The following is a 12,546-nucleotide window of genomic DNA, read 5'->3' as shown; positions in this document are numbered from 1 at the left end:
CATGATTATCAGCGTAGCGAGTGGTAAAGGCGGAACCGGCAAAACAACCGTTTCAACCAATCTGGCAGTCAGTATCGATCGGGAGGTCAAACTCTTCGATTGCGATGTCGAGGAGCCGAACGCGCATCTCTTCCTCAATCCCGAATTTGAGAACAGCACCCCGGTCTTCACCTTCGTACCAAAGATCGACGCGGATCGCTGTAACGGGTGCGGCAAATGTGCGGAAATCTGTCGGTTCAATGCACTTGCGGTGCTTGGCAAAAAAGTCCTCGTGTTTCCTGAGCTGTGCCACAGTTGCGAAGGGTGCCGCGATATCTGCCCGGAAGATGCGGTCGAGGAAGACGCCAGGGAACTTGGAGTCATAGACAGTGGCCACCGTAACGGTATCTTTTTCGTCCAGGGCTGTATGCGTATCGGTGAGGCAATGAGCCCCCCCTTGATTCGGCACGTTCGCAGCTATGCCAGGCCGGAGGATCTGGTCATTATCGACGCGCCCCCCGGCACCTCCTGCCCGGCCATCAATGCGATGAAAGGGACGGATTTCGTCCTGATGGTAACAGAACCGACACCGTTTGGCCTGCACGACCTGAAGCTCGCCGTCGAAGCGGTAAAGGTTCTCAATATTCCCTGCGGACTGGTCGTCAACCGTTCCGATATCGGCGACCGGCAACTCTGGGACTACGCTGTGCAGGAAGGACTACCAATCCTACTGGAAATCCCCTTCGACCGGAGCATTGCCGAGATTTACTCCCGCGGACAACTGCTTGTCGAGGAGGTCCCTTCTTGGCGACCGATCTTTGCGCGTCTCTACGACGCGATTGTCGACACCATTGAAACCAGACGGAGTATCCAATGAAAGAACTCGTCATCATCAGCGGCAAAGGCGGTACCGGAAAAACCAGCCTGACCGCGGCGTTTGCCGCCTTGTCGAGCAATCACGTGTTGTGCGACGCCGACGTCGACGCCGCCGACCTGCACCTGCTGCTGGCCCCGCAAATTAAACAGCAAACCGATTTTATCGGCGGCTCCATCGCCAGTATCCGACCGGCGGATTGTACCCGGTGCGGCATCTGTATCGAACACTGCCGTTTCTCGGCAATCTCCGATGATTTTGTCGTCAACTCGATCGACTGTGAAGGGTGCGGCGTCTGTGTCACCTTCTGTCCGGAACAAGCCATCGACTTTCCGCCGCAGAAGTGCGGTGAATGGTATATATCCGACACCCGTTTCGGGCCGATGGTCCACGCCCGCCTGGGTATCGCCGAAGAAAATTCAGGCAAGCTGGTCAGCCTGATCCGCAAACAGGCACGAGACATTGCCGAGGAGAACGGTCGCGAGTTGATCATCACCGACGGCCCTCCCGGAATCGGCTGCCCGGTCATTGCCTCGATCACCGGCGCCACCGCGGTACTGGTCATTGTCGAACCGTCGGTCTCGGGTCTCCACGACATGCAGCGGGTAGTCGATCTGGCAAGCCACTTCCGGATCCCGGTGCTGATCTGCATCAACAAGTTCGATCTCAACCCGGATATGAGCGCCACCATTACAACAAAAGCGGGACAGGCCGGCCTGCAAATCGTCGGCCGGATTCCGTTCAATCCGGCTTTTACCAAGGCAATGGTCGAGGGTATCACCCTGACCGAATACCGACAGGCCGATCCCGATCTGCTGACGCTGGTCAGTACGATCTGGCAGACTATCGTCCAGTCGGATGCGCTTCAGAAAAAACAGGCGGATTCCATTCTGCCGATTATCAACATCTAAGGAGAACTACTATGGCAAAAGTACGAATTGCGATCCCCTCGCTGGGAGAAGGAGGACTTGACGGTCAGCGAGCCGGTCATTTCGGGCACTGTGATGTCTTCACCTGCATCGACGCCCAGGATGGGAAGATCGTCGAAGTGACCACCATCCAGAATCGCGAACACGTCCAGGGCGGCTGCATGGTCCCGGTCAACCTGCTCGCCGAGCACCAGGTCAACGCGCTGATCGTCGGCGGTATCGGTATGCGCCCCCTGATGGGCTTCAGGCAGGTCGGGATAGATGTCTATCACGATGCGGAACGAATCGACATCCGACCAGTCGTCGAAGACCTGTTGGCCGGCAAACTGCCGCTGATCTCCGACGATGAGGTCTGCGGCGGTGGCGGCGGTCGTGTCTGAAAATGGATGAGCGGAGGACTAAACAATGAAAATAGCTGTAACATCGCAGGGCAAAGAACTAGCCAGTCAGGTCGACCCCCGTTTCGGCAGGGCGCCGTACATCTTGGTCGTCGACATCGACACCATGAATTTCGAGGCGCTCGACAACAGCGGCAACGCCGGGGCCTTTAAAGGGGCCGGCATTCAGGCGGCCACCATGGTACACGACAAAGGAGCCGAGGTTGTGATGACCGGCTATTGCGGCCCCAAGGCTTTTGCCACGCTGCAGGCCGCCGAGATCAAGGTGGTCAGCGATATAGCGGGAACGGTCGCCGATGCGATCGAGAAATTTAAAAGCGGCTCGGTGACCTATACAACCAGTGCCAACGCCGATGCACACTGGTAATCAAACACGAAGGACGAACGAGAAGATCTATGGCATTATCTGACGACGAGTTCGAGGCCCTGGTTCAGCAACTACAGCAGAATTCTTTTTCCGATGCCAGAGACGCCTACGGTGACAAGGGCTTTGAGCGTTGGCGAAACCCTCGATACCATGAGCCGCTGGCCGAGCCCGACGGCTCTTCATTCTTGCGGGGCAGCTGTGGAGATTCCATCGGTATTTCCCTCACCTTTCGTGACAACCGGGTGAAGCAGGCGGCCTATCGGACCGACGGTTGCGCTTCCAGTACGCTGTGCGGCTCGTTCACCGCCGAATTGGCCGTCGGCAAAACCCCGGAGGAGCTGTTTGCGTTGACGGCCGACGACGTGCTTGACGCCATTGGCCGCTTTCCCCGCGAAGACCGGCATTGCGCAACGCTGGCCATCAAGGCGTTGCAACACGCAGTTCAAGAGTACCAGCTTCACCGGGGGATGCCGTCCAACAACACGGTCCCGCCTCTTCGGACCAAGCAGTGAGCGAGTGGGTACCGTTCATCGGCAACACCACCGGTGAACGGTAACCACTCTCCCTTTGCAGAACGGGCCGCACCCGGGCTCGAGCAGCAGCGTACAATCGGCCGTTTCCAGCGGTGCCGGCAGACGGACGAAGACGCCGCCGTCGCGGTAGCAGAGCTTTCCTTCCTTCAAGAACAGCGTTTCTTCGCTATCCCGGATCGACAGATCGCTCTCGAGACAAGCTCGAACATCTTCATGACGAAGCACCGCCAGTCCGTTCATTTTCCGCAGAACCGGCACGACCAGTTCCGCAAACACCAGCGATACCGCAGACGGCGGCCCGGGCAGCCCGACATATAGGCTCCGGCCGACAACCCCGACCAGCAGGGAATGCCCCGGGCGCATGGCCAGTTGCCGACACAAAATCTCGCCGCCAATTTGATCGAGCGCCCGGGCAAAGACATCGTATGCGCCCGGGCCGACCCCGCCGGTACTGACGATGAGATCGACACCGCTGCCGCCGATCTGCAGCAGAAGCCTGCCAATTCGTTCAACGTCATCGGCAATGATGCCGTAATCAAGAGGTATCGCACCTGCTCTGCCGATCAGTGCGTGCAACAAATAGCGATTGGCCGAAACCTTTTTGCCCGGCACCGGCGATTCCTCGATCGACACGAGTTCACTGCCGCTGCACAGGTAACCGACCACCGGCCGACGATAAACGGGAATCCGGTCGTTACCTGTTACCGCCAGCCAAATCAGATGCTGCCCGGTAATCTCCTCCCCGGCCGCTGCAACTGTTCGCCCTTCGGCGATCCTGCTCCCGGCCCGTTGAATAAAACGCTGTTCTCGCATTAACGACCCGGCCGGCACGACGACCTCCTCGCCAATCTGCCGACAATCCTCCTGCGGGACAACCCGCACCGCACCGGCGGGCACCAAAGCACCAGTCATGATCCGCCAGGCCGTGTCTGCGGCTACCGCCAGCCGATCGGTCCGACCGGCCGGAATCTCCCCCTGGATGGAAAACGTCGCCTCTATGGCCTCGACCGAAGCGGTCGGGCCGAGGGCGAAGCCGTCGCGGGTGGCTTGATCGTAACCCGGCTCGGCACGCCTGGCCCTGATCGACTCGGCAGCAACCCTTCCTTCTGCCTCACCGAGCACCACCGTTTCCCGCGCAAGGACCGGTGTTCGGGACAGAAACCGGGCCAACGCCTGTTCGAGTGTTTGGCCGACACCACGCTCCGAACTCAACAATGCTTTATCGTCCATGCCACTCGTTGTCTCTTCTATGGCCGGTATCCTGGCCGCTTCCGGCATCGCCGTCTCCGGCGATTAACGATAGGGAACCTTGAAAAATTGTCATTCCGCCTAATCTCATCGTTGCACAATCAAATTGTTATCCTTGGAATATCATGTATATGCCTGCGGTAAAATTTTCTTGCGCGCCTCAATCTTGAACGAGATTCCGAATTTTTCAAGCTCCCCAATGGCCCGCTGCACACCGCTGGCAGGAATTGTGGAGCAGCAGCGCTGGATCGGAAAATATTTGACAGCATTTTATATCTGTGTTTAATATGATTGTTTTGTGATTTTGTGCTTTACCCTCATCGAGGCTCACAACTCGTCGCTCGAGTCGAGTGGTCGTTGCTAGTATCGGTGATGGATCCGAGATTCCCCCACTAACGAGATAAACAAGAGGTTCAGATAATGAGTAAAAGAACATTTCAGCCAAGCAATATCAAACGAAAACGGCGCCATGGTTTCAGGGAGCGGATGAGCACCAAAGCCGGCCGTGCGATCATCAACGCTCGGCGGGCAAAAGGGCGCAAACAACTGTCCGCCTGATATCCTTGCGACGCTTTGGTCTTCCGAAATATTGCCTGTTACGGGAGAACCGGGAGTTCGACGCAGTCTACAGGCAGGGAACGCGGCTGTATTGCCATGACTTCGGCTTGGTGTTTCTGGCCAACGGGCGTGACTACAGCCGTATCGGTATCAGTGTCAGCAGAAAGTTGAAAGGAGCGGTTGTCAGGAATCGAATTAAACGAATATGCAAAGAGTCGTTTCGACTAAGTCGGGACATCTATCCCCGGCATGCCGATATCGTGATCACCGTACGACCCGATTTTTCGCTTAATTCCCCAAGCCACATTGATCAGGCCGTGGTCCGCCTGCTCGCTGCCACATCGGTCTAAACTATGAATCCTGTCGGCAGATCCGGGATAATTGCCCAGTTGTTCATCGCTTTTATCCGTGGCTACCAGTATCTATTGTCCCCGGTATTCCCTCCTGCGTGTCGTTTCTACCCCACCTGCTCTGTTTACACAATCGAAGCAATCAGACATTATGGCGCCCTGCGCGGGCTTGCGAAAGGACTGTGGCGCATCCTGCGCTGTCACCCTTTTTCCCGCGGCGGCTACGATCCGGTGGCCTAGTCGTTCGACCGAAGTGTTCGACGGACAACTGCCTTCCCGGGATCACTAGACAACGATCCAAAGAGAACGACCATGGACATGCGCAGAGCCTTTCTGGCTATCAGTATCTCGTTTATCATTCTTCTCGGCTACCAGTATTTTTTCGTTCCTCCGGTCCAGCAGCAACAGGGGCAGCAGGCAACGGAACAGAGCGCTTCACAGACCGTACAGACCCTGGCGGAAACGCAGCAGCAGCCCAGCCAAATCAGTCAGCCAGTCGAACAGGCGGCCGCCATTACACCTCCCGCCCCGAATGTGGTGCCCGATCCCGGCCAGGCGGTGCGCCCGGCCAAAGAGATCACCGTGGATACGAACCTGTTCGTCGCCACCATCAGCGAACGCGGCGGTGTCATCACCAGTTTCGTACTGAAGAATTACCGCCAGGAAAATGACGAAAACGCCCCCGGCGTCGAATTGGTAAAAACCTCTCCGGAACAAGGACTGCCACTGACGTTTTCCTGGGGCAGCTCCTTCCCGCAAGATACCCTCTACACCCTGACCCAGGAAGACGTCGTCTTCTCTCCGGACACCGGCACGGCCACGGTTGAACTGCGCGCACAAATAGCTTCCGGGCTCGAGGTGATCCGCCGTTACACCTTCAGTCAAAACGATTACCTGATCGATCATTCGGCCACCGTTGTCAACAGGAGCGGTCAAGTACTACAGGGCATGGCCGGCCTGCAGCAGCGCAACCTGCCGTTCGTCAAACTGACCAAGGCCAGCAACTGGCTCTTCCGGGGGCCAGCCTACCATGACGCCAACGGACTGCACGAGATCAAACTCAAGGAGTTCGAGGACGGCAAGCAGAGCATTACCGGCTCTATCGATTGGGTAGCGTATGAAGGCACCTACTTCATGTGCAGCATTATCCCGACGACCGACCCGGTCTCGACGCTCACCCTCGATGCCGCCGGCGAACTGGTCAGCATCGATGTCCAGAGCGCCCTCGACACGCTGGCGCCGAATACCGAAAAGACGTATAGCCATCAGCTGTTCTACGGTCCGAAAAAACTGTCCCTGCTCAATGAGATCGGTGCCAACCTGGCCAAGGTCGTCAATTTCGGCTGGTTTGATATTATCGCCAAGCCGATGCTCTACCTGCTGAACTGGTTTTACGGGGTGTTCGGCAACTACGGCGTCGCCATCATCATGGTAACGGTGATCCTCAAAGCCCTGTTCTGGCCCATTACCCAGAAAGGGCTGAAGTCGATGAAGAACATGCAGAAGTTGCAGCCGAAGATGGTCAAGATCAAGGAGAAATACAAAGGCGATCCGACCAAGATGAACCAGGAGATGATGAATCTCTACAAGACGTACAAGGTCAACCCCCTCGGCGGCTGTCTACCGATGGTCCTGCAGATCCCGGTCTTTTTCTCCTTGTACAAGGTTCTCCTGCAGTCCATCGAGTTGCGGCACGCTCCGTTCATGCTCTGGATCACCGACCTGTCGGCCCCTGATCGTCTCTATCTCGGTTTCGATCTGCCCTATCTCGGCGGCCTACCGGTGCTGACCTTGCTGATGGGCGCCTCGATGTTCCTGCAGCAGAAAATGACCCCGACCACCGCCGACCCGACCCAGGCCAAGATCATGATGTTTCTGCCGCTGATCTTCACCGTCATGTTTGTCAACTTCGCCTCCGGGCTGGTGTTGTATTGGTTCGTCAACAATCTGCTGTCGATCCTGCAGCAATACTTGATCAATCGACAACGAAAACCGGCCGTCGCTTCCGGATCATGATGACCGACAGCCAGCACCCCGTAACCGGAGCTTGATAACATTTTCCAGGAATTACCGATGTCACCGGATATAAAAGATTTCTACGGACAAGACGTTCCCGCTGCTATCAAAGATGCCTGCGAAACCCTCGGTGTCGCCCAGGAACAACTCTCCATCGAGGTTATCGAGACCGGCTCGAAAGGTATTTTTGGCCTGATCCGAAAAAAGGCCCATATCAGAGTCACCACGCAATCCCCGCATGACGAATCACCGCCGGCAGTGCCCGCTGTCAAGGCCACGCCGGCTGCTGACCAATCTGCCGAACCACCGCCGCCCCGACGGGAGACGGCACCACCCAGACCTGCTGCAACCAAGAGCGAAATGGTCGATGAGGAAGTTGCCGACAACGATGGAGAAGCAGACGCGGACGGAAGCGAGGACGACGATGATCGGGGCCGTGAGCCGGTTGAACTTTCCGAAGAGAGCCTTGCCATTATCAAGGTTGAATTGCAGCGGCTCCTGGAACTGATGGAATGTCCGTCCGATGTCACCGTCGAGCAGCAAGACGGGTCTGTATTGTGCCAGGTCAGCGACAGCTATGCGCCGATTTTGACCAGTCAGGAAGGGCGAACTCTGGACAGCCTGCAATACCTGCTGCGCAAGATCGTCTCACGAAAACTGCCCGGTCGTATCCAGCTCGGCATCGATGTCGGCGATTATCGGGCCCGGCGCAACGAACAGCTCCGCGACCAGGCGCTGCACTATGCAAACCAAGTCAAGCAAGACGGTAAAACCCAGGTCATCGCCTCACTGAACCCTTCAGAGCGCCGTGTGGTTCATGTCTGCCTGCAGGACGATCCCGAAGTCCGGAGCCGGAGCATCGGCGAAGGTTTGTTCAAGAAGGTGCTGATCTATAAGCCGGGCAAACCGCGTAAGACGAGTGGCCGGAAACGATCACGCGGCGGACCACGCAAGAAGAGCACGCCTCGCCAAAACCAGTAGAACCGGACCGGCTCCGATTGCTGATCTCTAATCGGTAACCGTGCCACAACGCAGCGACGGTAACGGATGCCACAGCCAGCGAACGACAGGACGACCATTGCCGCCATCTCCACCCCTCCCGGGGCCGGCGGTATCGGCATCATCCGGATCAGCGGCCCGCAGGCGCTGACCATGATGCAGCAGGTATTCCGTCCCGCTGACCGGCATTGCAGCTACACTTCTCACCGACTCTACTACGGAAAGATCGTCGAGCCGTCTTCCGAAAGATTTCTCGACGAAGTGCTTGCCGTTTACATGGCCGCGCCACGCACCTATACCCGCGAAGACGTTGTCGAGATCCACGCTCACGGCGGCCACCTGGTACTGCAGTCGATTCTTGAGTTATTACTCGCCGGCGGCGCTCATCTTGCCCAACCCGGCGAGTTCACCAAGCGGGCCTTCCTCAACGGTCGGATCGATCTGACCCGGGCCGAGGCGGTTATCGACATTCTCAGCGCCCGCACCCGGAAGGGAGTCGATCTGGCACTCGAACAGATGAGCGGCACCCTCTATCGGTGTGTCGATGCGATGCGCACTTCCCTGGTTCGTCTCCGGGCCCTTCTTGAAGTTGCCATTGATTTCCCCGAGGAAGATGTCGAGATCATCGATCGACCTGCTTTGCTTGAGCAGCTCGAGGATGATGTCCTGCAGCCACTGCATTCGCTGATCACCAGCAGCACCCAGGGACGCCTCCTCAGGGAAGGGGCCCTGGTAGTCATCGTCGGGCTACCCAATGTCGGCAAGTCCAGTCTGCTCAACACCCTGCTTCAGCAAGAGCGGGCGCTCGTGACACCAGTACCGGGCACTACTCGGGACACCATTGAGGAATACGTCGACATCGGCGGCCTACCGATCAAGCTCGTCGATACCGCCGGCATCCGCGACGACGCCGGAGAAATCGAGCGCCTCGGCATCGAGCGAGCCCGCAACTCGATCAACCGGTCCGATCTCGTGCTCTTTGTCATCGATGGATCGCGCGAGTTGACCGTCGAAGACCGGAATCTCTTTCAGGCGGTATGCCATAAGCCGCTGCTGACGGTGATCAACAAGTCTGATCTGCCGCAGCGCCTCGATCGCGATAGCGAAACAACGATCTGCGACAACGGTTTGACCATCTCAGCGCTCAACCACGATGGCTTGGCCGCCCTTAAGCAACAGATATTTGAACGGATTACCGGCGGGCGAGAGCAATGGCAGGAAGAAGGCTGCGCCCCGAACCTGCGTCAGGACATCGCCCTGCAGCAGGCGCAACGGTCGCTGCTCCTGGTCCGCCAGGGACTCGAAGACGGGGTGAGCAACGACCTGATCGCCATCGACCTGCTCGACGGCCTGAACCATCTCGGCGAAATTGTCGGCGAGACCACGACTGAAGATATGCTCGACGTTATTTTCAACCAGTTCTGCCTGGGTAAATAATCACGATGACCGCCGCCCGCTCCCGTACCGACAACCATACCGATCGCCCACCCGGGGACCGGTCACCGTCTGGCCCCCCGCCCACCTACGGAGATATAGACTGGCATCTGCTGTGGCGCACCGCCCGGGCCACTAAAGCTTGGAAGACCAGCGCACCCCGGGATTGGAGCGAGCGAGCTGAAAGCTATGCCCGGCGGGTCCTGTCCTCCCCCTATGTCAGTAATGTACTGACCATGCTCGATATCGACCATCAGACCACGGTACTGGATGTCGGCTGCGGCCCCGGAACCCTGACCCTGCCACTCGCCCGGCGGGCCGCCTCAGTTACCGCCATCGATTATGCCGCCGGTATGCTCGACCGTCTCAGGGCAGCTGCCGAGCAACAATGCCTGACCAATATCCGAACAGTGCTCTGTGCCTGGGAGGATGACTGGCACCAGGCCTCGGTCAGCGTCCATGATGTCGCCATCGCCTCCCGGTCACTGAATATCGACGACCTTGGCGCCGGCATCGCCAAACTTGACGCATACGCCCGGAAACGGGTCTACCTCGTCGAGCGGATCGCCCCAACACCATTTGACCCGGCAGCCTTTACCGCCGTCGGGCGGCCCTTTGATTCCGGCCCCGACTATATCTATACCCTCAATATCCTCTATACCATGGGCATCCATCCCGAAGTCAGGCAGATCGCCATCTCCCCGGAGGACACCTACCCCGATCTCGAACACGCCCTGGAACGGTATCGCTGGATGATCAAGAACATCACCGGAGAGGAAGAACAGCGGCTGAGGGCTTTTCTCTCCTCCCGTATCATCTCGAAAACCGGTGACAGGGTGACGATCGGCGGATTGGCCCCGCAGCGCTGGGCGCTCATTTCCTGGCAGCCATCCGGCCATCGGGAGACAAACTACTCATGAACGACCTCAACACCTTTGATGTCGCCGTCGTCGGCGCCGGCCATGCCGGCTGCGAGGCAGCCCTGGCCGCCGCTCGAATGGGCTGTAAGACACTGCTGGCGGTGATCAATGTCGATACCATCGGGGCAATGTCCTGTAACCCGGCCATCGGCGGCCTGGCCAAGGGTCACCTGGTGCGGGAAATCGATGCCCTCGGCGGCGAGATGGCCCACAATATCGACGCCACCTCCATTCAGTTCCGCCGCCTGAACACCAGTAAGGGCCCTGCGGTCCGGTCTTCCCGAGCCCAGGCCGACCGACTCCTCTATCGGCTGCGCCTAAAACGGGTCCTGGAACGGCAGGAGAACCTGTCCATCCGGCAGACCGTTGTCGATCGGCTGATCGTCGAAGACGGCCGTATCACCGGCCTGGTTACTTCGCTAGAAGAGAGGTTGCGGGTCAAGGCGGTGGTGGTCGCCACCGGCACCTTCCTCAACGGCCTGATCCATGTCGGCCTCAAGCATTTTCCGGCCGGCCGCATGGGTGACAATCCGTCCGTCAGTCTCGCTCGATGGTTTCGGGAGCAGGGTTTTCGAGTCGGCCGGATGAAAACGGGTACGGTACCGCGCCTCGATGCCACTACGATCGACTACTCCGAACTCGAAGCGCAATACAGCGACCAGCCCCCGGCGTTTTTCTCCTTCGCCACCCGGGGCAATTATCAACAGCCACAATTTCCCTGTCATATCACGTATACCAACGAGCAGACCCACGAGATCATCAGGGGCTCGATCGATCAGTCGCCGATGTTTACCGGCATCATTGAAGGGGTCGGCGCCCGCTATTGCCCGTCCATCGAAGACAAGGTGATGCGCTTTCCGGAAAAAAACCGCCACCAGGTCTTTCTCGAACCGGAAGGCATCGAGACCACCGAGGTCTATCCGAACGGCCTGCCGACCAGTCTGCCGCTGGCCACCCAGATTGCAATGATCCGCTCGATCAAGGGACTGGAACGGGCGGTGATCATCAGACCGGGTTACGCCATCGAATACGACTACGTCGATCCGCTCGAACTGTTGCCGTCACTTGAGACCAAACGGATTGGCGGGCTCTTTCTGGCCGGGCAGATCAACGGCACCTCCGGCTACGAAGAGGCGGCCGCCCAGGGACTGATGGCCGGCATCAACAGTGTTCGTTCGCTCCGTAGTGAAGAACCGTTGATCATCGATCGCTCCCAAGCCTATATCGGGGTGCTCATCGACGATCTGGTTACCCGGGGTACCAAAGAGCCGTACCGTCTCTTTACGTCACGAGCCGAATATCGCCTGTTGTTGCGTGAGGACAACGCCGATGGTCGGCTGGCGGAAATCGGCTATCGCATCGGCCTGTTGCCGGCAGAACGCTACCGGGAGTTCCGTCGCAAACAAGACGCCATCGACAGCGGCATCACCCTGCTGCACAGCCTGGCCGTCAAACCCTCGCCGGTCATGGACCGCATGTTGGCTGATCTTGACAGTACCGCTCTCAAACAGAAATCGACCCTGGCGGAGCTGCTCCGCCGGCCGGAACTGTCCCTGGAACAGGTGACGACCTTAGCGGTCGATCAGGACAACGAGCAACTCCGTCAACTGGCCGATTCACCATTTCGCGAAGATATCCAGCTCAGGGTTAAATACAGCGGTTATATCGAGCGACAGAACGAACAGGTGGCCCGCTTCCGCAAACTCGAATCGCTGAGCCTGCCGGCCGACCTTGACTATGCATCGCTGGCCGGGTTATCGACGGAGGTGGTGGAAAAACTCAGTACCGTGCGGCCGCTGTCGCTCGGCCAGGCATCCCGGATCTCCGGCATCACACCGGCCGCCGTATCGATCCTGCAGGTCCATCTGAAAAAACTTGGAAATCGCCGAAGCAAAGAAATAAACGGCGTCAAGAATTCATTGAAGGGTGACGTGTAAAGCA

General features: G+C 58.2%; 14 protein-coding genes. 13 read left to right on the top strand and 1 reads right to left on the bottom strand.

All coding sequences use genetic code 11. The features are described 5' to 3' along the window. Position 1 precedes the first annotated feature (1 nt). From BUC26_RS07120 to BUC26_RS07100, 5 genes are read left to right on the top strand one after another with little or no spacing between them, the layout of a single operon-like run. Positions 2 to 856: an ATP-binding protein gene (locus BUC26_RS07120; RefSeq protein ID WP_073374718.1), complete on the top strand. Its 855-nt coding sequence runs from the start codon at positions 2 to 4 to the stop codon at positions 854 to 856. Then, a complete protein-coding gene (locus BUC26_RS07115) occupies positions 853 to 1,764 on the top strand; it encodes an ATP-binding protein (protein ID WP_073374717.1) in 912 nt (303 codons plus the stop codon). The genes BUC26_RS07120 and BUC26_RS07115 overlap by 4 nt, the downstream gene beginning before the upstream one ends. Before the next feature lie 11 nt (positions 1,765 to 1,775). After that, on the top strand, positions 1,776 to 2,162 hold the full coding sequence (locus tag BUC26_RS07110; protein WP_073374715.1) for a NifB/NifX family molybdenum-iron cluster-binding protein: 387 nt from the start codon (positions 1,776 to 1,778) through the stop codon (positions 2,160 to 2,162). Between the two features lie 25 nt (positions 2,163 to 2,187). Then, positions 2,188 to 2,547 (top strand): NifB/NifX family molybdenum-iron cluster-binding protein, encoded by a 360-nt coding sequence (locus tag BUC26_RS07105; protein WP_073374712.1) that lies wholly within the window; start codon positions 2,188 to 2,190, stop codon positions 2,545 to 2,547. Between the two features lie 29 nt (positions 2,548 to 2,576). Further along, entirely contained in the window at positions 2,577 to 3,059 is a 483-nt protein-coding gene (locus BUC26_RS07100; RefSeq protein WP_073374710.1) for an iron-sulfur cluster assembly scaffold protein, read from the top strand. A gap of 15 nt (positions 3,060 to 3,074) precedes the next feature. Here the strand turns inward: BUC26_RS07100 and BUC26_RS07095 are convergent, their stop codons facing one another. Next, entirely contained in the window at positions 3,075 to 4,358 is a 1,284-nt protein-coding gene (locus BUC26_RS07095) for a molybdopterin molybdotransferase MoeA (protein WP_073374708.1), read from the bottom strand. Positions 4,359 to 4,748: 390 nt separating this feature from the next. Between BUC26_RS07095 and rpmH the strand changes: the two genes are divergently transcribed. The 8 genes from rpmH (at position 4,749) to mnmG (ending at position 12,542) form a co-directional block, all read left to right on the top strand. Then, a complete protein-coding gene (gene rpmH / locus BUC26_RS07090; protein WP_073374706.1) occupies positions 4,749 to 4,886 on the top strand; it encodes a 50S ribosomal protein L34 in 138 nt (45 codons plus the stop codon). A gap of 5 nt (positions 4,887 to 4,891) precedes the next feature. Continuing rightward, positions 4,892 to 5,236: a ribonuclease P protein component gene (gene rnpA / locus BUC26_RS07085; protein ID WP_073374704.1), complete on the top strand. Its 345-nt coding sequence runs from the start codon at positions 4,892 to 4,894 to the stop codon at positions 5,234 to 5,236. Positions 5,237 to 5,239: 3 nt separating this feature from the next. Next, positions 5,240 to 5,476, top strand: coding sequence for a membrane protein insertion efficiency factor YidD (gene yidD / locus BUC26_RS07080; RefSeq protein WP_208609745.1), 237 nt, complete (start codon positions 5,240 to 5,242; stop codon positions 5,474 to 5,476). Between the two features lie 72 nt (positions 5,477 to 5,548). Beyond that, on the top strand, positions 5,549 to 7,252 hold the full coding sequence (yidC, locus tag BUC26_RS07075) for a membrane protein insertase YidC (RefSeq protein WP_073374700.1): 1,704 nt from the start codon (positions 5,549 to 5,551) through the stop codon (positions 7,250 to 7,252). Between the two features lie 57 nt (positions 7,253 to 7,309). Beyond that, the gene (locus BUC26_RS07070; RefSeq protein WP_073374698.1) at positions 7,310 to 8,233 is read left to right on the top strand and encodes a Jag family protein; all 924 of its coding nucleotides are present in this window, start codon (positions 7,310 to 7,312) and stop codon (positions 8,231 to 8,233) included. A gap of 66 nt (positions 8,234 to 8,299) precedes the next feature. Next, a complete protein-coding gene (gene mnmE / locus BUC26_RS07065) occupies positions 8,300 to 9,688 on the top strand; it encodes a tRNA uridine-5-carboxymethylaminomethyl(34) synthesis GTPase MnmE (protein ID WP_073374696.1) in 1,389 nt (462 codons plus the stop codon). A gap of 5 nt (positions 9,689 to 9,693) precedes the next feature. Next, positions 9,694 to 10,605, top strand: a complete 912-nt coding sequence (locus BUC26_RS07060; RefSeq protein WP_084540512.1) for a class I SAM-dependent methyltransferase — start codon at positions 9,694 to 9,696, stop codon at positions 10,603 to 10,605. Continuing rightward, positions 10,602 to 12,542 carry a tRNA uridine-5-carboxymethylaminomethyl(34) synthesis enzyme MnmG gene (mnmG, locus tag BUC26_RS07055; RefSeq protein WP_073374695.1) on the top strand — a complete coding sequence of 647 codons (1,941 nt, stop codon included), beginning with the start codon at positions 10,602 to 10,604 and terminating at the stop codon, positions 12,540 to 12,542. The genes BUC26_RS07060 and mnmG overlap by 4 nt, the downstream gene beginning before the upstream one ends. Positions 12,543 to 12,546 lie beyond the last annotated feature (4 nt).

It is taken from the genome of Desulfofustis glycolicus DSM 9705 (assembly GCF_900130015.1).
Lineage (GTDB): Bacteria > Desulfobacterota > Desulfobulbia > Desulfobulbales > Desulfocapsaceae > Desulfofustis > Desulfofustis glycolicus.
The sequence above is the reverse complement of the archived record's forward strand: the minus strand, read 5'-3'. Positions and strand labels throughout refer to the sequence as shown.